Here is a 22088-nt window from a genome sequence, read left to right as displayed (position 1 = left end):
AATTAACGATTCCGAGAGAAGCCGGGCGACAAATGGGATGCACACTTATGGATTCATCAACGAACACCGCTAGTTCAAGATCAGCAGGTTTGGGCCTATTACGGAGACAACCAACAAAACAGTTGCCACAGGTGGGGAGGATTTTGAAGCGTACCTTTCATATTCATAGTAGGGGAATTGAAGGAGTATTTGTACTAGATTAAGAAAGTCAACATATTGCCGGAAGGCATTACTTGTTTCCATCACTGAGGAAGAAATTGGGAAATAAGTAAAATGACTTGTGTTTAGGCACATACCTCAGTTATCATTTGGTAGCTGGTGTATGTGCTTTTTTATTTTTTAGCTATTTATGAAGGAAAAAATCAAAGTAATGACAACCCTCTTGTTCTTGTTTTTTGGCATCATACAAGGATGTGGAAGTGATGATGGGATTTCAATCACTCAAAATATTGACCCTGGGAATGATCCCAATTTTACCATAGTTGCACACAATGATCCTGGGCTAGGCTCTTTTAACCGGAAAGTGGTTGTGTTTGGAATTGATATATATGCGGTGCCTGCCGTAGAAGATGAAAAGTTGTTACATGCAGCCAATATCATGGCCCAATACCTGGACAATGATGAGGACGGTACAGTCGATGATCAGTTGGTGCTCGATAAAATGTTGGAGAACAAAGCTTTTCTGGTGATGTGGTCACGAGAAAGTGATTTAGACCTTGAGCCTCCATCTGATCGAATCGGTCAGGATCTGGGAAATGATGAAACAAATCCTAATTATGTCTCCGGAGGAAAAATAGGACGTTTTGATGCGGCCTTGGAAGAGGTGCTACATATCATTAACAATGCGGGGCATTCCTTTGCATATCCCACTGCTTTTGGTCAAAACGAAGGCTCAGATCTGGCAAATGCGATGGACATAGCACGAGGAGGGAAATTTTTAACCATTCCTGATCAGTACCCTGAAAGTGCCTGGTATGCATATGATGATGAGACATGCGATTATGCCGATTGCCAAACCATTGAGTACCTGTACTGGGCCTTGACTTCCCTAATGGGCGCACAAGAAAATCGATTCGATGAAATCGGGCATGAATGGAAATTGAATACACCAGAATTGGTAGAAAGCACAGATAAAGCAATTTTTGAATTACTGACAGATCCACAATACAAAATGCCTTTGGTTTTACCTGATGGCACTTATAAACGATAAACGATGAAAAAAGAACAAATAGTAAAGTCCCTGTTCATGCTGCTGTTGGCACATGGGCTCTTTTTGGTCTCATGCACAGGTGATGAAGGTATAAGTGAAACGGGGTTTGGAATTTTTGAAGTAATAGATGAAAATACGATTGAGTTAGATGGTGTGATCAACAGTGCTTCCCTCAATCATTTCAATGCCTTGATTGATTCCTATCCTAATATTAATACCATTCACATCATCAATTGTGATGGTTCTGAAGACGATGAAATCAACTTGCAATTATCCGCATTGGTTCATCAACGCGGGACCAACATACATGTCAATGACAATGGCTTGATTGCTTCAGGAGGGAGTGATTTTTTCCTGGCTGGAGAGAGAAGAACAATGGGTGCTAATACACGTATTGGCGTTCATTCCTGGGCAGGTGAAGACGATAATGGCAACTTCGTTTCAGCTACTGATTTTCCGGTTGGGCACGAATTTCACCAACCCTACATCGACTATTATATGTCGGTAGGTTTCACACAGCAAGAAGCGGAAGATTTTTATTATTTCACGATTAATGCTGCTCCAGCGGATGACATTCACTGGATGACTGATCAGGAAATAGCACAGTATGGCCTGTTAACTCAATAGCTAATTTTTTCAATAAATGGATAGAAAGAAATTTATCAAGGAAGGATTGATGGGAGTAGGAGCAATGGTTACTATTCCCTCAGTGATCACCTCTTGCATAGAAGACGAACCCGTCATTGAGGCAGCTGCCTGTCAGGTATCTCCTGCAGAAACGGCCGGGCCATTTCCAATTAAGAGTCCTGCGGATTTGATCAGAGAAAATATCGTTGGGGATCGGTCAGGTATTCCTTTACAAATCATGATCAAGGTAGAAAATACAAACGATAATTGTGAACCATTGGCCGGTGTGTTGGTGGATGTCTGGCATTGTGATGCAAAAGGGAATTATTCGGAGTACTCCGGACAATTAGAGGGAGACTTTACCAATCAAAGCTTTTTGCGAGGAAGACAAACGACCGGAGCGGATGGTGTAGCCTCTTTCATCAGTATTTACCCTGGATGGTATCCCGGACGAGCGCCACATTTGCATCTGGAGATCAAGCGCACGAATGGTGAGTCTCTTTTAATAACGCAAACCGCATTTCCCGAAGACGTTTCAAATACGGTCTATGAATCCAATGGATATAATGGAAATTTCGATACGTCTAATGAGGAAGACGGAGCATTTGGAGCAAGCCTCAATAGAAATATGGCAACATCAGTCGTGGGAAATACGACGGACGGCTATGTTCTTACGGAAAGGATCAAAGTGGCGGGATAAGCTTTCAAAAACAGAAATTAAAATGCTTTGAATCGGTAACCTAGATTGAACCTCCATACAGTCAGGTTAACCTCCAGATTTTCGTGAGAGACTGTACTGATGAAGTTGTTCGGCATCCAATTTTCTACAGCGTATAAGAATTCCAGGTACACGGCTTTTTGAAGTCCGACGGTAAATTCAGTTCTAGCACCGAATTCATAAAACCAATAGGGATTTAAGTCGTACGTTTCATTTTCTTCATTAGATAATCGGGTATAGGTTGGGTCCAGATAGGATATAAGACCTACGCCTACGACCGGTTGCAATGAGAAATTATTACCGAATTGAAATGCATAGGATGCAAAGAGCGTGGTTTGCAGCCGATTTTTTGAGTGGACGTCCTTATTGGTGAGTTTTTCCACATTTTCTACGGTGATGAAGGTAGTTCTTCCTGGTAAATTCGGATCGGGAACTTCCAGACGTATGGGCTCTCCTTTTTTGATGTCCAGGGTAGAGGTGTAGAAGAAATGATTTTGTAAAGCCACACTTCCTCCAAGCTGGAATTGTCGCCACTGATAAGTCAGTCCGGCTTTTATACCCTTTTCGACAAACCTTACAGCGTAGGTAGTCGGTTGATCGTAAGTCAGATCGATGAAACGATAATCAAGGTTCCCAACACCGATACCTGCAGTGAAACTAAGTGATAACCCATCGTAGATTGGTCGCAATTGATAGGTTTCATTGACACGTTGAGGAGGCATCAAATCCAACAGCAAATCCCCATTTGAAGTGGTGATACGAATCTTTACCAATTCTCCGCCTCTTCGGATTTTCAAAGGTTTTCTGTCGTTGATGAAGTTCCTGTCCTGGTTCTGATCCGTGTAGAGGATAATGCGATTGGTATGATAATTTGCTGCCAGCCAGATAATCAAAGTAGGCCGATTTTGATCACCAGTCACGCCCACCAGTATCGTCATTTTACTGTATTGATTCAGTTCTGGAGGAACTATAATGACTGAATCTGGTAGGTGATGGGAAGTAAGCTCGTGAAGGCCACGAAGATCAATGGTTGGATATCTGTAATCAAGCTCATACCATGAAATCGCCTCTTCAATGCCCCGATTTTGATTTGGTAAGTTCACCCGAAAATCATCTGGCATCACCGGAACCTGTGCATACGAATCAAAGAAGATGATGAGGATAAGGACAAGGAAAAAGCACTTTTTACAGTTCACGATCAGGCAGGGTTTAGGCATCCGTTAAGAAACAAGAATTCTTCCAAATACCCGATAAAGAAAGGGTGGGTTTTTTTACAAGAAGATCGAAATAAGTGCTGCCTGAAGCAGAAAATGCCCATTTGAATCACCGAAAAAATTTTTGCCTCGGTTGATGTTTCCGATTTTAAATGAACTTCTTCGGTTTTGTGCGTTTCCAGCTTGTATAGGTCGATAAGTGGTTCGTGAACTGCTTGTGAACCTGTTGAACTACTCCCACTGGGGTAAGAGAATGATGTATTAATTCTTACAAAATACTGATAGTATTCAAACTCTACTAATTTTCAAATATAGATAAGCAAAAACAGCGAGATAAAGCCCGAAGAGTATAAAATACTTCTCAATAAGTAAATACACTATCACGATAATAATAGAATATATAACGTTATTGTCTGAAAATTTGAATAACAGAATTTCATGTTTAGCATCATTAAAAGGAATGATAATTAGCCTTCTGTAGGAATTCGGGTTGAAAAACTTTTTCTTGAAAAGAACACCCAATAATGCTAATACGATTAACAAGTAATAAATTAAATCAATTTGCATGTCCTCCTTTTTTTACGCTTTTAAAATTGCCGTTTTCGCTGCGTCGATAAACCAACGATTTTTCTGAATGATTTGAAAAATTGCGATTTTTATTTCCTAAGTAGTTGCCTCCAGCAGCAGCCCATAATCCACGTTGAATTGTTTTTCCTACAATCTTTCCGACACTTATTCGACCATTAGTTAAACCATTTAAAAGTGCGTCAGCTCCTCCTAATTCAGCAAGAACTCCAAATTCAATATTCCCGTTAAATGGGTTCCAATCATGATCTGCTTGTACTTGAATTGATACATTTTCCGTAAATTTCTCAGCCACCTCGTTATTAGCCAAATCATAGTTTGTATCAACTTCCAAGACATTTGTATCGGTGGTTGTAGTTTCTCCTGCTCCACCAAATCCACCACTAATATTTGTTTGGGAAATTTCCTCATTATATGTTCTCGTAGTTCCTGTAATATTTCCTTCTCCATCAATTGTTGATGTTATTTGTTCGATTTCAGAGGTTGTAATCCTTACTGCTGCTTGACCGTTTTCATCCATTACCATAGAAGTGCTACTTTTCCTATTTGTGTAAGTGGTTTGATGAATGTTTTTCTCATCATCTACTAATTTATATTCTGGGTATTCTTCTTGTTTTTCATTTGAAACCTTATCCTCCGGCATCATCCCGTCAGGATCGATGAACCTTATCGGATTATTGAAGGCATAATTGTAAGGTCCTTGCCTTCTCATCAGATCAGCTGCCGGATCAACACTCGTAAAGCGCCCGAGCTCTGGGTCATATTGACGGGCTAAGTAATCGTACCATCCTGTTTCTTTTTGCTCCTCAAAGCCATTGTACTTGTACAGGTTTTCAGGGCTATCAGCTGAGCTATTAAAAGTGAGCCCAAAGGGCAAGTAACTATTGCAAAAAAAATCAGCGCAACTTTTTTTGTCTTGGGTACCTAAAAAATGAGCGTCAACATTTTCTAAACGCTCCTTCTTCCATACCCATAAAAACGGTGAAGATTCCTGATTGGGGTTATATAGATGTTTTGGGCAACCCATTGAGGATTTAAAGATAACGACCTGTTAAAATAACTCTTTGATTTGATTAATTAATTCGGCTAATATCTTGACCAGTCCGATGGTCAAAGTAACGATTTTGCCTATTTCTCCTATTGCTTTTCTGATCAACTTGCTAGCATACTTGATGATATTTTTCTTTTTCATGACGTTTTGATCATCAGGATTTGAGACGCTCAAAAGGACCGTTTTTACTTTTGTGGCCCTGACCTGTCTAAATCATGTCTCTTGAAAATGCTATATCCGTGATCCTAAAGCAGAATTCAACTTTATCCTACTGTTTTTTTCCAATCGGTCTACTAGCAGATTTTCCAACTATTTTCATGTTTATTACCATGTTTAAACTCGTGTTCATGCGTTTTAGTAGGCTTAACTCTGGATCGTCCATCGTTCCGGTGAACAATTCGGCGTAATCGATCATCATTTACAGCACTAAACAGGTCGCCGACTTGGTTACCGGAAGGATGTGCCAAGGGAAGCACTGCACCGGATCGGGGCAGATCATTACCAGAGTGCGGCAAGTTTCCGCCACCTGAGTTAAAAGCCTGATGAGCTTAGCTATCTTGATACACTTGGCGGGCCGTCTGCGGGTACTCTCGCCAGCCTGCCGGGTAAAGCGACCGAAGGGAGTGACCGGAAGTGCCGGAGCAAGCACCTGACTCGTTTAGGGGTGAAGCGTAGGGAACTGGCATGAGTCGCAGGCCGGTTTTCTTCAAGCTTTTTTTTAGAAAATCATTCTCAACCTTCAATTGCCCAATTTGAGAATAGAGCTTATCGACATCAACCGTCGGCTCTTCGGTGTGATGGTCACCTCCAAAAGCATTAGACATATTGGCTAGAAATTCCTTCTTCCAGCGTGAAATGATCACCGGGCTAACCCCGAACTGTTTAGAGAGTTCGGCAAGTGTCTTATGCTCTTTGATAGCTTCAACAGCTACTCGGGCCTTGAATTCCGGTGTGAATTTTCGTCTTGTTCGTTTCATAGGTCTTAGTCAATTTAAACGTTTCAGGTTTAACTAAGCCAATGGCCCGATTTTCAGGGAGTATTACAGATAAGTGGTTCATTTGGGCTAGTGAACTACTTATGAACCAGTTGAACTACTTATTTGGAATCGAAGAAACTAAATTCAAGTATTCTCTTTCAACCTAATCAATGAAAAGCAACTTAATAAAAAGCCTATATGAATTCCCACGTTTGAGAAAGTTGAATCGGCTAACATGTAAAAAGAAACAACATAAAATATTCCTAAAATGGCTAAGCTAGGGTTTAAAATCACATAGTTTTTAACTTCATAAGATTGTAATTGAATCTCTTTTGTCAGGAAGAAAATAGATACAAATCCATAATAAATGAAGTAAATAATAATAAGCTTATCACCGTATAGTCGGTTTAATACTAAAGGTAGAGTTACTATTACTCCAACAAATAACTTATTCATGTCCACCTTTTCGATCTCTAATTGTCGCTATAGTCTTCTTATTCCCGTTTTTATCATATGTGAATTTATGATAATCATGTCTGATGTTTAGATTGGTTCCATCAAAATTATTTTCGACGTTATTGATCCTAAGTTGTGTTCCAACCACAAATCCTAAACCTGCTCCGAAAGCCAACTGTGGGTTCATGGCTCCTCCAGCCATTAGGAAACCAAACGACAGCATATTTGCCCCACTATCAGTGAATGAATGACCAACTCCTACAGCATTTAAATTCGTTTTCATTTCACCAATTAGTGCTTCACCAAGGCCACGTACAGTACTTTCCTGGTTTGCCAAATCAATATCTCTCGTTCCATCGACGCCATTAATATTATTCTCAATTTTAGTGTCCCCAATTTGGACATCTCCTTCTTCGGAATTCAATATTGTCTGTGTTTTTCTAGAACTTTCTACACTTTCCGTGGACGATTGCTTTATACCAATCGTTCCATCTTCCTTTAAATATGTTGAGGCAGTAAAAGTATTGGTAGTTGTTTCAGTGACTTTTTCAGTAATTCCATTTTTTGTTACGCTCTGCGTTGCAGTTTGAGTAGATACTGTTTGGATTGTAATTGTTCCATTATTTACAGAATATGTGGAATTTGTCTCAGTTTCATAGACCTTGTCTTCTGGCATCATTCCATCGGGATCGACAAATCTAATTGGATTATCAAAAGCATAGTTGTAAGGAGAATGCCTTCTCATTACCTCTGAAAGTAGATCTAATTGTAAGAATCTACCAAGATCTGGCTGATACATTCTGGCTCCATAATCTAGCCATCCAGTTTCCTTTTGATCCTCTTTACCATTATAATTATAGAGATTCTCGGGGCTAGTAGCCGAGCTATTAAACGTGAGGCCAAAGGGCAAGTAACTATCACAAAAATTTTCAGCGCGACTTTTTTCGTCTGGGGTACCTAAAAAATGAGCGTCCGCATTTTCTAAACGCTCCTTCTTCCATACCTCTAAAAACGGTGAAGACTCCTGATCGGGGTTATATAGATGTTTTGGGCAACCCATTGAGGATTTAAAGATAACGCTTATACACTACACCACACACCGCATTGACAAGGAAAGGACCGGTGTTGTATTGATTTTCTGTGCAGCCACTTAGTCGGGCCTTTGCTTTTCAAGGGGGTGAGCCAAGCGAAGCAATGGGACTAGATCAGGGCAGATCATCAACAGAGTGCGGCAGGTTTCCACCACCTGAGTTAAAAGCCTGATGAGCTTAGCTATCTTGATACACTTGGCGGGCCGTCTGCGGGTACTCTCGCCAGCCTGCCGGGTAAAGCGACCAAAGGGAGTGACCGGAAGTGCCGGAGCAAGCACCTGACTAGTTCAGGGGTGAAGCGTAGGGAACTGGCGTGAGTCGCAGGCCCGCATTAACTAGAGGTGAGTAAGCACACGTAGGCCTAGCTGCCGCAGGCGATCAATAAATTTCTACGTGGGATGAAAACACCTGTGGCGAGGACCGTACTGGCAGCAACCAAAGGAATAGACAAGGTGGAGCCCCGTTTTTTTCTTGCCTAAAAAAATGAACATCAAAGAAAAAACTGGAACGACCTTTTCTATTTCCGACGGGCAGCCTGACAGACGAACCAAAGACACGCCGCATAACCGCTCCGAGCTAGCACGAGGAGCGTCACCATCTTTCAATCGTAGACTTAACCTAATGGATGGTACCTCAACAAGGTTTTCATGGGTTATTTTCAGTCCGGTTGATGATTTCTGACCTGGTGGCTCACTATACCCAACTTACTGATATTCTTTCCTTTAAGTGAGCCACTCTTAGAATGGCTCACTACTGGATCAGTGGTTCACCTTTAATGTATTGAACTGGACTGGAAGCCCAGTAAATATAAGTCACTCGGCCAAAGAGCCAGAATTTTTTGCTCGGTTGATGTTTCTGGAATTAAATGAACTTCTTCGATTTTGTGCGTTTCCAGTTTGAAAAGGTCGATAAGTGGTTCATTTTAGCTAGTGAACTACTTATGGTCTTCTTGAACCACTTGCTCCATTTAGTCTATTCGACACAATCTCTAGATTAACAATTCTAAAATAAATCAGAATCGTAGAAAGATATGAATCAAATGGAACAAAAAGTATTTAACAGAGAACTACCAACTGAATACTTTAATCCCATAAAACCTATTTAAATCTATATATTCATAATTAATCTCCCTCTTTATACTGTCTGATAAGAGTTTGGATTCCTCTTCACCCTGCGAAGAATTAATCTTTCTTGTAATACCATAATTAGATAACATTGTCTCATTATCTTCATAGATTTTAAACCCTTCATCTAAGCCAAAAATCTGGTATTGATTGTATATTGATAAGTTAATTTTTTCAGAATCATCAGATGCCCAAACAATACCAAAATAATTTCGATGATTAAGTGTCTCGATGTAATCTTCTGATGGTTTAAATGGACTATAATACTTCCCAGGGATTACATAACATCGATTATTGCTGCTAGTCCATATTGTGATATATTTTTCCCCAGTTCTATCTGAAAGAAAGAAACGTCGATACCCTATAAAATAATAACAAGCTAACGATACTGTTATTAACAGCATTAATGCAAACAATTTTTTAACAGTAAACATTATTTATACTATTTCTTAATAATCGGAATACCTGGTCCAAATCCAGGTAAAGAAGTTGTTCTAGATTGCCGTACAGATTTCCCATCTGTATGACCTAGTTTTTGCGCTAAGGTAGATTGAGCACCTTCCAGAGATCCTGACTTAACGAATTCAAGAGTATTAAATCCTAATTTAGCTGCCTCCCAGCCCAACCCTTTTAATCCAGATATGTATCCCGCGGCATAATTACCAGCATCTCTTGCAGACCCGTAGACTTTGGTCCCATCTTCCTTAACTCCCCATAATGAACCTCTATGGTGATTGTCGCGATCATTATTATCCGGATTTCCGTTTCTCTTAAAATCGTACTTTTCCCCATCAGTAGCATTTGGCATGTAGCTAACAATGCTTTCATTTTCTGCATCAGACTTAAATCCTTCAACCAAATCTCCTGATTCTGTGGAATTAGTATCAATTGTTCCTTGCCAACCTTGTTGACTTTCAGGATCTTGAGTGTCCGCATTATAAAATGAGTGAGTAGTCACCGACTCTCCTATTCTTTCACCAGTCCGGGAATAACTGCCGTCATCATTTTGTGCCACAACATATATGCCTTTATCCCCATCATTTACATCACCGCCAACCACGTCATATGTACCATCTCCATTATCAATTACATCTGTTGATAGCATCCCATCAGGATCAATAAATCGTAGTGGATTATTTTCCGCATAATTATAAGGAGAAAGATGATAAAGCTCTTCACTCATGGGGTCAACAACCATCCATCTACCCAACCAAGGATCATGCATTCTGGCCCCGTAATCATACCAGCCAGTTTCCTTCTGCTCTTCTTTCCCATTGTACTTATATAGATTCTCAGGACTTTCTGCAGAGCTATTAAACGTGAGGCCAAAAGGATAGTAGTCTTGTCTCTGTACCACACTCCCCGATTCATTGACGGATACTCGCACATTACCTAAGTGGTCAGTGAGGTTGTATTCGTATAACCATGAACCGCTGTTGTATCTGGCCCTGCCTTCGGCATGCTGGACAAATTGTATAGCATTGTCTTTGTAGTGGAAGCCACTGGAATATGTCGTTGTTTCCGGGGAACCATCATCTACTGTCTTGCGGTGCTTGATGCCGGCCGCATCATAGGTGTAGTGGATCTTGGTGTTATCTGTGAGCGTGACTTGCTGGGGCAGGTTCAGGTAGTTGTATTGGATGTTGGTGATGCCTTTGTTGGTATCCGTAATCATGTTGCCATTGTCATCATAGGTATACTCTATGGTTCCTACTGGAGAGTCCAGATCCTTAAAGCCTTTGGTCGCACTTCGACTATCTTCTACCTGAATCAATTGATTCCCTTCATAATAATAGTCCAACTCATCAATTTTAATGAAGTCGCTTCTTCTCGTCAGGCTCAATAAGTTGCCATTCAAATCATAGGAGATACCTCCTACAGCAAAATACCCATTTTTATCTGTACTTCCATAGCCGGCATTAGTAATTCTATTCAAGGCATCATAGGAATATTGATACAATTGCTCGTTTTCATTTTGGCCTCCGCCATTTGTTTTCCAGAACCACTGTGCAATATTTCCATTGTACTGAGGATTTGGAGCATCATCGTATTTTAATTCCATCCCAAATTGATCATTGCCATCATCGAATGTGCCAGACCCTCCATTGATGGTTGTGAGCCAACCTCTCTCATTATAACGATAATCCACCGACTGTGCCGGTGACCCATCATCATGCAGGTCTTTCTCGATCAACTGCCCAAGGGCATTGTAGGCATTGCTAGCCAGCGTTTTTGTGCCATTTCCTACAACAGCATGTGTATGGGTAAGTAACCGATCCCGGTGGTCATAGGTGAATGTTTCATCGACAGTAGTGATCGAACCATCCTTTCGGTGTTTTGTCCTCGTACTTGCAACCAGTGGCACCACGTCATTTTTGTAAGTGGTCACGACCTCATCTACATTACCAAAGTAGTTTTCTGTCATTTGGGCCTTTGGACGTAATCTGTCATCATAGTAGGTGACTACCTTCAGGTGTTTTGCCTGGGTTGAAGTGCTATGATCATCCAATAGCAGGGTGAGACTTCCGGTTACCATTCCGATGGTATTGGGATGATGATCTGAATAGGTGTAGTTGGTTCCCCAGGTGAAGTCAGTAACAAAATCGTAGTTGTCGTAGTAGGTTACAGTGAGTACTTGTGTGCCTGTGGCTTGGGGATAGCTGGTATCATCATAGCCGTGGATGTTTCCATTGGCATCACCGATATAGTCCACACTGAAGTCATAGTTGTTGTTGGTATCAATGAGGGTTTGAACCTCCTGTCGGTTGAGGGCTGAGGATATGATCCCGGTCATGACAGGCCGGTTCAGGGCATCATACTTGGTATATAGCCATTGGTTTTCATTGGTGATGGCACTGGTGGCTTTTCTTGCGGAAAAGTCTTGTGCCTTGGTGATGTAGATGTCTGGCTTTTTGAATCGAATCTTGGCTCCGGGAGCGCGGACATAGCTTTTGCCCTGGTAGTTCTCGACAATGAGCTCTCCGTTTTCCACATATTCAACGTTGCCGGAGGAATTAGTTCCTGAAACAGTCGCTACATCCCTTCGGTTGCCATCCAGGGTCATGACCAGTCGATCTCTTTTGTCGTAAACCATCTCTACTTTCTCTGCTCCGGGCACTTGTTTTTCGACCATGCGGTTGCGATGATCGTATTGATAGCGAAATAGCCATTGTTTGCGGAAGGTAACATCGTTGAGAAGATTCCAGTTAGCTCCAATCTCAGCTACTGCCTGTGGCGGGATTACAAAAGTCAGTAGGTCGCGATTATCATAGACATAGTAGGTATAGGTTTCATCGGCAGTACCTACTGCATTGATCTTACAAATGACCTTGCCGGCTTTGTCGGTAAACTCCAACCTCTTTTTGCCATCTTCATCGGTAATCATTGTGCCTCGAAGTTGATTGGCGGCATAATCAGTAGTGGCCGTCATGGTCTGACCTAAAGACTGATCCACGGTGATCAATCGAATTTCGTCAGCGACTGTATTGAATCGATAGGCATAATCTACCGTATGTGTTCCTCCATGCAAAGAACTTCTCCAGGCTGTACCAGGAGCGCTGGTTTCCAGTGGTCGGTTCAATGGTGAGCTTTCGAACAGGGTTTGGCTGTAGGGATAGCTATTAGTGGCTACACCTGTAGGTGGATTGGCATAGAATCCTTGCTGTCCAGCGCCCACATTAATTTGATAAGCTCCTGAAGTAGAACTTGCTTCAAAGGGCAGGTAGTCTTTGTCCTGCCGACCGATAGGATCGTAGGTGTGCATCTTTATCAAGTCCTTACCGGTAGGAGAAGCACCTTGCATCACTGCCTGGATGGTCCTGCCCAGTCCATCGATGTACACCACATCAGCTTGCACCTTTTGAGGATAGTTCTGCTCATGGATCAGTGCACCAGAGATCGTATCTCGTGCCGTCAGGGTCTGGACGTAGTTTTGGGTGGTGGTTTGGGAAAGGCAGGCCAAACCCATCATCATCCACACTATCAGTGGAATTATTGCTTTGAGTTGCATGATCAATTAGTTGGAATAGTTGTAATGGAATTCTTTCAATACGTGCTGATCCTGATCTTTCACCTGATATAGCCGATTGAATGCATCATAGTGATAAGTTGTAATAACACCATTGGTATCGATGGCTTCAACCATACCGACACCTTGTTTATGAAGGAAAATGTTAATCGGTTGTTGCTGTGATAATGTGCTTTTTAAGGAGATTAGTTGAGACTTGATGAAGTTATTGTCGTATGAATTCTCAATCGCTTGCAGATTGGAACCAAGCGTATTTTCGACTGTAGTGTAATCAATATTGGTGATTTTAGCGACAGGTAAAGTACCCCCGTAACCCCAAAGGTAGACTGCATTGATACCGGATGGATCTTCTATATATGAAGGTTTTTTCCCGTTATATTCCGATAAACGCGTCGTGTAATTTGGTGAAGAACTACCGTTCAGGTATTTATCGATGAATTCAACTCTTCCGTTTGTGTAGGAATAAGTGTCTTTCTGGACCAAATTATCTTGATCATCTAGTTTGATAATCTCAGTTACAGGACTGATGATATGATTGGTTCTATCATTTAAATATTCAAATTTCTGGGTATAGTCATTTACCCCATCTATATAATGATTGCTCTCCTTCGGAAGTATGAATTTGATATCTGAGTCATAGACTGTAGAAACGCTGACAACACTTTCTTGATTGTTTTCATAAGTCGTAGTGGTTGAATTATACAATTTTGCCCATCCAGAATACTGAGTTTCTAATGCCCAGGTAAATACCGATTGTGGCTGGGTTTCTTCATGTATGGTTTCATAAGCAAAGGATACGGTTGAGTCTACTTTTACATAGGTGTAATCATTGTGTACCCATTGCTTTTCATTGCCCTGCTCATCTACCACAATTTGGTCTATCAACTGGCCTCTTTTCCAACCAGATGAAGTCAATGATAAACTCTTTGGATAGCTACTGATATACTGCCTGTCAATGAATGGGAGTTCCATAAGATTGACATCTGATTCATCTCGCTCATTGCTGTAGTGGTATTCGGTGTAGCCATTTCCTGTTTGAATTTCCCGAACTTCTTCATAAGCAACCTGTGAACCTCCGAATGGCTCGAAACTTCCTGAACCGGAAGATGAGTGGGTCCTGTATTCCATCACACCCGTTTGCCATCCTTCATATTTGGTTCGTTGGGAAGTGTATTCAGGGTCTTTTTTGGTTAGTAATATCCCACTAGATTTATTTCTATTCGCATCATTGATTTTGTATTCAAATGTTCTGCTATTGGCAAGTTGGAATGCACCATTGTCATCCTTAGTATAATCTTTGATACCTGCAATTCTTAATCCACCAACGTTCGAATTCGCTTCAATTAATGAAGGTGCCTCGTATTGGACAGTCACCTGCATTTTCGTGTAATCAATGGTTGAATTTATTTCAAGCCGATAGTTGTTACCCTCTTGAAGCAAGCCAGCGTTATTTAGTGGTGAATAAGAACTGTGGCTTAGCATGAGGTTGTCAGAAGCGTCATATATCCTCGTGTAATAGTCATTAGAATTATTGATTGATGTTGCGGTTGCTGCCGTAGTTGATACAACACTGATTTGGGAATTTTGAGCTCCTGACGGCACGTTGACATTAATTGTTTTTGTGGCAATGCATTCAAAGCCCAAAACTCCAAGCCCGGGTTGCAGGATATTGTTCGCGTCACAGTTTTCTATGAAATAGGTTTGCGTTTGTGTTTGATAGACGACTCCTTCCCATATATCATGGTTTTCGTATTCGAAGGCTGTCTTTCCTCCGGTTGGATAGGTGATGCTTTCGACCATTCCCGTCCTGGAAGTCAGTAAGCCAGGCTCGCGATCCGCACCTGGTGTTACAAGTCCTCCGTAATTCACATAAGAAGGGACCAGACTGGTGTTTGGTGCAGCATTATAGAAGCCATCATGATCCATTGCATTTGAGTTGCGAGCAGGAATATCTTCGGGGTGGTAGTAGTTAATGAGGTAGGGTGGCTTAGCCTGGTTCGAGCTATTATATTCCGTTACAGAGGTCAATAAGAGATGATTATCAAAGTAATTGGAAGACGCAGCATTGATATCGGATAGCCCATTATTATACTCGAAAACAAAGTACTTTAAGACATCACCGTTTTTGTTCTTAATGACCAAAGAATCCAGAATTACTCCCTCGCCGTGCTTTCGGTCAAATCTCCCATGACTTTCCCCAAATTCGATTGAACCACCTTCCCATGTGATTGACTCTAAGTGAATGATATCGTTCCTAATATTCGTTGGACTAAAGGAAGGGGTAATACTTTCGATGGCACCGTTATTAATCGTTTCAGTGATCGTCTCATTTAGGATATCATCTGCCATAACTGGCATTCTGTTCGAATAGCTAAATGAAACAGATTTTCCGCTTCTTTGACTATTGATGTCCGATAAGTACCAGCTGGATTCATAGACATTCGGATCTGGAGCTGGCGCATCTTGTGGATAAAGTACCCGTGTCAGCTCTTTATCTTGAAAGTTGTACTTGACGCCATCCATATTGATGATCTCAAACCCTTCCAATGTGCCACTGTTGCATGACAGGCATGCTGCATTTGTGGTAAAACCAATGGGAGTAATTGCATTGTCCTGATAAGGGATTTGAGCGATGGATTGATCAGGCTTGAATAGGAAAGTGCCTGATCCCCCAGGATAATTGTAATTAAAGATATCTGCCTGGGTGTCATACCCAGCATTCTTTACCGCATGCATCCAGTTTTTTACTTCCCTATATTCATCATTTATGCCATACATACTATAAATAGTGTCAAGATAATCATCGTATTCGTTTCTTAATTGATCATAATCACTTTGGAGTTCATCTAGAAAGCTGTCGTCACTATAGTAAGTGTCATATTTGACTAGTTGGTCGTAGAGATAAGCTAATTCGCTCCTGTATACCCTTAAGTTAGCTTTGACGTTTTCAGGGTATAAAGGATTTTCATGGACCCATTTCCATAAATAGGGCAGTAACCCGCGATCATTGAAGTCCTTGATGTCGGCCATACTTGCGAAATACCCATCTTCATCGGGTTCACCTCTCATGGATCGATTGACCACTCCTCCTGCATTGAGGCTCCATCCGAGCCCTACCCAACTTGCTTGACTTCTGACTTTATGGCCACTGGCATGAAAAGACAAGCTTATGGGTACGGAGATATCATCCATAACAATTTCGTAAAGAGGAATGGATATGTTTGGCGAACCATTATGTAGGTTGACAGGAACATTGCCGTATTTCCCAAGTTCGGCGGACGTTGGAGACGGAGGAATATGATCCGGAATCTCCACCGGTGCCTGCGCGGAAAGTGCTGATACCATCAATAGGCATAGTAGTGATGGTATGATGTATAGAGGCTTTAGGATTGATTTTGATGTCATGATCGGTTGTTTTGAACTTGCTTTTAGTTTATTTACTTTTTGTAGCGTCTCACGAATAATGTACAGATAACGGGAAACTTGGTATTTCACGAAATTAGCTGTTACAGTTGTCAACCAAAGGTTAGAAAATAAAACCAGGAATTCACGTACAACTTCATGAACGTATCGAATTTCTTCATGTAGGTAACGTATTTGCAAATGAAAGTATAACGGTTTGGTATTTTGAGTTACCAAAAACGGACCACTGTCGGTCTTGAAAAGCCGTTGTGATCCGGATATTTTCATTCAAATCGACGATTAGCCGAAAAAACCAAATGAAATCCTTTGAGATTTTAATTTTTTCCAAGAAAACGGTAACCTTTGCTCCTTTATAACAGTATTAAACAGAGGTCAAAAAACTCAACTACTTATGTTTAAGCTTTTCGGAAAGAAGAAGAAAGAATTCAGAGCCGCTTGCGAACTCAGCAAGGAACCTCTGGAAAAGGGAAGAGGCTACGTTATAACAACGGCCCAGTTGATTGCTTCCAAGAAGTTTTGGGACAACAAAATGACGGAGCCTGAAACGCTTTCATACACACAATCTCATTTCAAAAGTGGGGACAGTACGTCTACACAAATGCGGCAAATGATCTTCAACAAATATGGCAACGTAGATAAGCCATGGATCATTTCTGAGTCTTACGGTCATCTGTTCGATATCGATCTGGATGAAGCACAGACACAAGCCAAAGAGTGGTGGGAAAAAGAAGGCAATTTCGTTCCTGAGGGTACTGATTCCTCACTCAAGAACCTGGATACCTCATCCTTTGAGGAGTACAAGGATTATGCAGTGATGGAAGCTGGCCGTGCTCGAGTAGCAGTCTAAAGAAATCACAATCATTTTTTAAGGGAAATCCATTCTATGCCAATGAAATGGTGCCTTTGAATCCACGTGATTATCTTAGGCGCTTGATTTGCTATGAATGAAGATTTCCCGGCTTTTTGTTGAGCGCACACATCTTCGTGATCGACTTATTTTCCTGCTTTATGCTTGTCTGATCACCCTTTTATTTGCCGTCGGTACTTTTGGGCCGATCCTTCCCAATTTTGGTGAAGTCACCTTACTCATCCTTACCCTTGCTCAGTTTTATCTGTCGGCCTTTTTGGTATTCCCAATATCCAAAGCACCTTTAAGATATTTGGCCTATGCAGGTTTCTTTATATTCAATTATGTTCTTTATCGGCAGATAGCCACGTCCTTGCTTTGGGAGCGACCCGTGGTGGACCTTACCCTCGAATGGATGCTGGGGTTGACCTTTCTGCTGACATTGGTTGGAAGGAACATCCGAATGTATATCTCCCTGATCGAAAATCTGAAGCGACTGAATGACTTGCGCCAGCATAACTTCCTGTTTAGCAAACCAGAGAAAGTGACGATCAACTTCGGGAATGAGGGGAAACTGACTTTGCATCCTAATGAGATTGTCTACATCCGCACACGATCCGCTGGAGATCATACCAAGATATTTGGACTGAAAGTGAAAAAAGGAGAGAAGGGGCAGGAAAAACTAGTGGAGTACGAAACCAATGCCTATCAAAATTTCAATGAGATTTTCAAAGAGTTGGTTCACTTTCCTCAATTCAAACGCATCAGTCAGAGTACTGTGGTCAATTTTCAGTATCCCTCCGAGGAGAAGAATGGTACGCTGATCATCGAGTCCAGAAGGTTTAGCATCAGCCCGAAATACGCACCAAAGAAGTAGCTTCTATCGATTTTTCCAATACACTGCTATTTGTCCTGTGTGATAAACCTCATGCTGAATCAGCCCATGAAGCATGTGTTCGAAACTGTAATCCTTTCCGGGAACTTGCTTTATTAATACTTCATTAGAAAGTGATCTAATGAGCGTTACCAATTGATTTTGTGTATCGCGGAGTAATTCCAGGAGATGGTCCCAAGCCTCAAAATGTTCAATATTAATGTCTGTCCAGTCTGCAGTTGTATTGAGGGTGATATCAAAGTCGATATCACCTATGAGTTTTTTGATCACGAATTGCCGCCAATTGATGAGGTGTTGGACGTAACTCGCAGTTTTATTCAGATCGGAAGGCTCCTCTACTTCCGCCCTTATCATTTCCAGTTTGGCGATCAGACTATCACCATACCAGGGTTCTCCATCAAAGACTGCCTGGAGCTGGTCGCAAAGGGATTCATAGCGTGGTTTGTTACCAGACATTGATTAATTCTCTGGCCAGAAATCCGGCGCTTCATAAGTGCCAAATTCCTTACAGTCTGCGCATCGTCGAGAACTGATCTGCCACGAGAAGTCCGTTACCTGATCCAGGATGCCAAATCGTTTGCCAAATTCCACATATTCCGAGACTAATTCCGGAGTGGTCAGGGTATCTAGTTGTGAAATGCCACACAAAGGATACGGAGATTGGACATACTCATCAAATTGTGAAGGAGTGAAGAACACACGTTCTTCATAAAATCTGGAGACCTCAAAATAGCCGAGGATCAGTTCTTCAGGATTATCCTCTGAAGTGATGTTTCCGGGAAATGTACCTACCTGACGATCAGAAAGAGAACCGGAACCTTCGTTGGTTTCTTCCAGATTTTCATAGTACTCATGAGCATCTGCTGAAAGTACAAATTGCTGTACCAGGATGGAATACATTTGACTCAACTGTTGCGTCGTTTGATCTACAAACTTTAGAGGGATCTCCTGAACACGGTTTTCAGCCTGTCCGGCTGCTGTGGTCAAGATCAGCTCAGTATTAGGAATGGTACGGTAGCAAATGTGAATGGTGTCTTGTCTCCGAACAGGTAGGTTTTGTTCAAAATCAAAGACGAATCGTGAAACATAGGGCGATCGTACTTCATACGTTTCAATCCAGTTATATCGCAGACGTGCAGGTTCTGTACTTTCACTGGAGGCATCCACAAAGAATTGTACTCCTCTATCTTCTCCGGCCTCTTCATTCGAGGGAATCGTTACGTACCTTCCATAAATTCGATCAAGCGTCACAGGGTCTGGAAGGGTTTCAGGCCTTGAAACTAGTTTTTCCCCACCAGGAAGAATAATGTGAAGTGTGTAATCATTTCCAGGAAGCGCCTGAAAATTATCTGATGTCAGGTATTCGCCACCCACAGAACCAGAGGTCAGGTCTTCCCTGTTACCATCCTGATCCACAATCCAAACAGTTGCGCCTCTGATAGCGGTGTTTAAGGTGGTGTCGATCGCAAATGATTCACTAAGCTTAATGACATGAGTTTTCGCTTCATCAGTGATCGCTGCATCCACTACGATCGATGATCTGGTGCCAATAGAGACCAGGTCAAAAGGTTGAACGCATGAAAGAAATCCCACAAATACCAGTGGGATCATGAATTTTACAATTCTCATTATTCTACAATAAATGACTTTTTAATACTAATTGGATCACCGGAAGCAGTTATGCCTTCCACTCGGATTTCATAAGTCCCAGGAATGTCTGAGGTAAAGAAATCAAAGTCTATTTTACCTTCCTGCGAATCAAGTTGTGGTATCCACAACAGCTGATCTCTGTAATCTGGTTCTTTGCAAGGGTCCGTATGATCAGTTCTTCGATATTTCTTCTTCCCTTGTACACCCACATAATTGATGTTGTACTGCTTGTACTTCAAACCGGAAAGATCCTTTTCTAAAGTTTCCAACATCAGAATTCCCTTTAAAGTTACCTCTCCACTGTAGTAGTGATAAGGAACGATGTGGATTGCACTGATGCCATAAGGTGAAATTTCCAGGGCCTCTTTCGAAGAGAATGGAACACCATCGATCAAAATCAGCTCGGTAGTATCGGAAGGGTGATCCTCGGCTGAGTCCCAGAGTCTAACTCTAAGATTGAAGTTATTTTCGTTTTTGTTGACCGCCACTTCTTCGACATACTCGATGAACGTATCGCGCATGGTAGGGAAACGGGTGAACGCATCCAGTCGATAGCTTTTTACCGATAAGAACTGTTCTGCAAAAGGAAGTTTGGTATTGATCAGCGAATCAGGGTTAAATGCATAGTAGACATTTTGCACCTGGTTTTTAATGCTTCTTTCCGCCAGGGCTGCCACTTTCGCTGAATCCAGGTCTAAAGGCGTATTGTTGAATGCCGGGTAATTTTCGTAGAATTCATTTTCCCATACTATTTCTACATCCTGATAATCGCCCATGAGTTTTGCGAGTACTTCCGTGCCTTCCTTTTCCGGATGGATACTCAGGGTAACGTTTCCTTCACTGTCTGGTCGAGCCAACTCTAACTGCCCATTCATGACAGCAGCGGTTACTACTCTGTTCCTGGCTCCCGTTTCGTCTGTCAATTTGCCATGTAGCTGGTCCGAACGGTACTCCGCCAGATAACGTGGCGTAAAGTTGGGATTTAGTGGCTTGATCTCAGGTTTGCTAATGACCTGCAATTGTTCGATCAAATCCGTATCGCCCGCACTTTTTCTAAAACCAGGGTTCAGGAATTGAACAGTGCCGTGATCATACGCCAGGTTAAAAGCGTTGAGGTTGTTGTTATACTTTTTACTTACTGAAACAGAAACCGTAGCGCCCTCTTCGACAGAAAAGCTTTCTTCCAGTTTTGTTCTGGTACGGAAAGTCTTCAAGCCAGACACTTCCTGTATTTCAGGGGCATTGTTCAAGATGTTGTGCGTGCTGATCAGTTCTGATTTGTCAGCTGTCCAAAGCTTTATTTGAGCGAAACCCTTAGGTAGCCGATTTCTCAAAACCGTGAAAGATTCATTGTCTTCGATGGTTCGGCTGAAGTATCGGTTTTGGCCATCCACTACTTCAAGCCATGCAGGAAGATTTCCTTTTTTTAACTGCACCAGAAAATCATTTTTACGAGGCTGAACGCTCAATAAAGTACAATCCGAACATGCTACGGGAACATCGAAGAAGAGGAAATCTCCTGTCTCGCTTTCAGCAATGATCCGATAGTTTTGCCCGGCTGCTGGACTGAATTTGATGTTCGTCAATCCATATCCGTTGGTCTCAAAACTTTGAAGATTGTCTCCCTCGGCATTCACGATTCGGCCTTTCGTCTGAAAAGGTGCTCCATCGGCATAAGCAGCTTTGATGACCAGTTCATTTTCACGATCCGCATGTAAGAAGCCACTTACGGGGAACATTTCCACCGTAGGCTGGCCTTTTGCATCGCTATTGGGTTTGTAATATTCGAATGGATTGTAAATGATGATCTCCTGCTCGTATAAATCGTTGAAATTCTTCATCCATTGCGTGTAGGCCACCAAATGATAGTTGCCCGTACTTAACAGAGAAGAAAGAAATAGATCTCCGGCACCTCTTCCATTCTCCAATAGAATTTTAGATTGCCAAACAGAATTGCTTTCTGAATCCAGTAATTCAACGTAAAGAATGCGACTCAGTGAAGATACTTTTCCGGTAAGGTTGCTACGAACATAGGCCGAAAACAACAATGTTTCTCCCACCACCAATTCGGCGCTGTTGATATGCAGAAAGACTTCTTCTTTTTTATTGATGAGCTGGCCCTGGGCCTTGCTATTTGGTATTGCGACAGCTAATGCGACTGCCATCAATAGACAAGAAAATAAGGTTCGTGTC

The 22088-nt window shown here is 41.8% G+C and carries 17 protein-coding genes; 5 read left to right on the top strand and 12 right to left on the bottom strand.

Annotated features, from left to right (window positions below; genetic code table 11):
- Positions 1 to 370: 370 nt before the first annotated feature.
- Genes R8G66_25475 through R8G66_25465 form a run of 3 tightly spaced genes read left to right on the top strand, consistent with a single transcriptional unit; the run spans position 371 to position 2537 of the window.
- Positions 371 to 1210, top strand: coding sequence for a hypothetical protein (locus R8G66_25475; GenBank protein ID MDW3195751.1), 840 nt, complete (start codon positions 371 to 373; stop codon positions 1208 to 1210).
- Between the two features lie 3 nt (positions 1211 to 1213).
- Positions 1214 to 1837 carry a hypothetical protein gene (locus tag R8G66_25470; protein MDW3195750.1) on the top strand — a complete coding sequence of 208 codons (624 nt, stop codon included), beginning with the start codon at positions 1214 to 1216 and terminating at the stop codon, positions 1835 to 1837.
- 16 nt (positions 1838 to 1853) lie between these two features.
- Complete coding sequence (locus R8G66_25465) at positions 1854 to 2537, top strand: intradiol ring-cleavage dioxygenase (protein MDW3195749.1); 684 nt, start codon at positions 1854 to 1856, stop codon at positions 2535 to 2537.
- A 17-nt stretch (positions 2538 to 2554) separates the two neighbouring features.
- Here the strand turns inward: R8G66_25465 and R8G66_25460 are convergent, their stop codons facing one another.
- From R8G66_25460 to R8G66_25420, 9 genes are all read right to left on the bottom strand, one after another.
- Positions 2555 to 3751, bottom strand: coding sequence for a hypothetical protein (locus R8G66_25460; protein MDW3195748.1), 1197 nt, complete (start codon positions 3749 to 3751; stop codon positions 2555 to 2557).
- Between the two features lie 574 nt (positions 3752 to 4325).
- Complete coding sequence (locus R8G66_25455) at positions 4326 to 5381, bottom strand: RHS repeat-associated core domain-containing protein (protein ID MDW3195747.1); 1056 nt, start codon at positions 5379 to 5381, stop codon at positions 4326 to 4328.
- Between the two features lie 24 nt (positions 5382 to 5405).
- On the bottom strand, positions 5406 to 5579 hold the full coding sequence (locus R8G66_25450; GenBank protein ID MDW3195746.1) for a hypothetical protein: 174 nt from the start codon (positions 5577 to 5579) through the stop codon (positions 5406 to 5408).
- Positions 5580 to 5953: 374 nt separating this feature from the next.
- Positions 5954 to 6382, bottom strand: coding sequence for a transposase (locus tag R8G66_25445; GenBank protein MDW3195745.1), 429 nt, complete (start codon positions 6380 to 6382; stop codon positions 5954 to 5956).
- 144 nt (positions 6383 to 6526) lie between these two features.
- A complete protein-coding gene (locus tag R8G66_25440; GenBank protein MDW3195744.1) occupies positions 6527 to 6838 on the bottom strand; it encodes a hypothetical protein in 312 nt (103 codons plus the stop codon).
- A complete protein-coding gene (locus R8G66_25435) occupies positions 6831 to 7898 on the bottom strand; it encodes an RHS repeat-associated core domain-containing protein (protein MDW3195743.1) in 1068 nt (355 codons plus the stop codon). The genes R8G66_25440 and R8G66_25435 overlap by 8 nt, the downstream gene beginning before the upstream one ends.
- Positions 7899 to 8995: 1097 nt before the next feature.
- Positions 8996 to 9487 (bottom strand): hypothetical protein, encoded by a 492-nt coding sequence (locus R8G66_25430; protein ID MDW3195742.1) that lies wholly within the window; start codon positions 9485 to 9487, stop codon positions 8996 to 8998.
- 8 nt (positions 9488 to 9495) lie between these two features.
- The gene (locus R8G66_25425; GenBank protein MDW3195741.1) at positions 9496 to 13062 is read right to left on the bottom strand and encodes a DUF6443 domain-containing protein; all 3567 of its coding nucleotides are present in this window, start codon (positions 13060 to 13062) and stop codon (positions 9496 to 9498) included.
- A gap of 6 nt (positions 13063 to 13068) precedes the next feature.
- Positions 13069 to 16485 carry a hypothetical protein gene (locus tag R8G66_25420; protein MDW3195740.1) on the bottom strand — a complete coding sequence of 1139 codons (3417 nt, stop codon included), beginning with the start codon at positions 16483 to 16485 and terminating at the stop codon, positions 13069 to 13071.
- A gap of 409 nt (positions 16486 to 16894) precedes the next feature.
- Here R8G66_25420 and R8G66_25415 point away from each other — a divergent pair, with 409 nt between their 5' ends.
- Positions 16895 to 17350, top strand: coding sequence for a hypothetical protein (locus R8G66_25415; protein MDW3195739.1), 456 nt, complete (start codon positions 16895 to 16897; stop codon positions 17348 to 17350).
- 97 nt (positions 17351 to 17447) lie between these two features.
- Positions 17448 to 18227 (top strand): hypothetical protein, encoded by a 780-nt coding sequence (locus R8G66_25410; GenBank protein MDW3195738.1) that lies wholly within the window; start codon positions 17448 to 17450, stop codon positions 18225 to 18227.
- Positions 18228 to 18230: 3 nt separating this feature from the next.
- Here the strand turns inward: R8G66_25410 and R8G66_25405 are convergent, their stop codons facing one another.
- The 3 genes from R8G66_25405 to R8G66_25395 are packed head-to-tail and all read right to left on the bottom strand — an operon-like array spanning position 18231 to position 22060.
- Positions 18231 to 18701: a DinB family protein gene (locus tag R8G66_25405; protein MDW3195737.1), complete on the bottom strand. Its 471-nt coding sequence runs from the start codon at positions 18699 to 18701 to the stop codon at positions 18231 to 18233.
- Positions 18702 to 18704: 3 nt separating this feature from the next.
- Positions 18705 to 19874, bottom strand: a complete 1170-nt coding sequence (locus R8G66_25400) for a DUF4249 domain-containing protein (protein MDW3195736.1) — start codon at positions 19872 to 19874, stop codon at positions 18705 to 18707.
- Positions 19874 to 22060 (bottom strand): hypothetical protein, encoded by a 2187-nt coding sequence (locus R8G66_25395; GenBank protein ID MDW3195735.1) that lies wholly within the window; start codon positions 22058 to 22060, stop codon positions 19874 to 19876. The genes R8G66_25400 and R8G66_25395 overlap by 1 nt, the downstream gene beginning before the upstream one ends.
- Between the last annotated feature and the right edge of the window lie 28 nt (positions 22061 to 22088).

The organism is Cytophagales bacterium, from assembly GCA_033344775.1.
Taxonomy (GTDB): Bacteria; Bacteroidota; Bacteroidia; order Cytophagales; family Cyclobacteriaceae; genus JAWPMT01.
Note: the sequence above shows the minus strand (reverse complement) of the source record. Positions and strands in the feature narration are given on the sequence as shown.

Excerpts from the sequence above, each read along its gene's own strand:
- R8G66_25475 (MDW3195751.1), top strand. The coding sequence starts at position 371 with ATGACAACCCTCTTGTTCTTGTTTTTTGGCATCATACAAGGATGTGGA.
- R8G66_25470 (MDW3195750.1), top strand. The coding sequence starts at position 1,214 with ATGAAAAAAGAACAAATAGTAAAGTCCCTGTTCATGCTGCTGTTGGCA.
- R8G66_25465 (MDW3195749.1), top strand. The coding sequence starts at position 1,854 with ATGGATAGAAAGAAATTTATCAAGGAAGGATTGATGGGAGTAGGAGCA.
- R8G66_25455 (MDW3195747.1), bottom strand. The coding sequence starts at position 5,381 with ATGGGTTGCCCAAAACATCTATATAACCCCAATCAGGAATCTTCACCG.
- R8G66_25445 (MDW3195745.1), bottom strand. The coding sequence starts at position 6,382 with ATGAAACGAACAAGACGAAAATTCACACCGGAATTCAAGGCCCGAGTA.
- R8G66_25440 (MDW3195744.1), bottom strand. The coding sequence starts at position 6,838 with ATGAATAAGTTATTTGTTGGAGTAATAGTAACTCTACCTTTAGTATTA.
- R8G66_25435 (MDW3195743.1), bottom strand. The coding sequence starts at position 7,898 with ATGGGTTGCCCAAAACATCTATATAACCCCGATCAGGAGTCTTCACCG.
- R8G66_25430 (MDW3195742.1), bottom strand. The coding sequence starts at position 9,487 with ATGTTTACTGTTAAAAAATTGTTTGCATTAATGCTGTTAATAACAGTA.
- R8G66_25425 (MDW3195741.1), bottom strand. The coding sequence starts at position 13,062 with ATGCAACTCAAAGCAATAATTCCACTGATAGTGTGGATGATGATGGGT.
- R8G66_25420 (MDW3195740.1), bottom strand. The coding sequence starts at position 16,485 with ATGACATCAAAATCAATCCTAAAGCCTCTATACATCATACCATCACTA.
- R8G66_25415 (MDW3195739.1), top strand. The coding sequence starts at position 16,895 with ATGTTTAAGCTTTTCGGAAAGAAGAAGAAAGAATTCAGAGCCGCTTGC.
- R8G66_25410 (MDW3195738.1), top strand. The coding sequence starts at position 17,448 with ATGAAGATTTCCCGGCTTTTTGTTGAGCGCACACATCTTCGTGATCGA.
- R8G66_25405 (MDW3195737.1), bottom strand. The coding sequence starts at position 18,701 with ATGTCTGGTAACAAACCACGCTATGAATCCCTTTGCGACCAGCTCCAG.
- R8G66_25400 (MDW3195736.1), bottom strand. The coding sequence starts at position 19,874 with ATGAGAATTGTAAAATTCATGATCCCACTGGTATTTGTGGGATTTCTT.
- R8G66_25395 (MDW3195735.1), bottom strand. The coding sequence starts at position 22,060 with ATGGCAGTCGCATTAGCTGTCGCAATACCAAATAGCAAGGCCCAGGGC.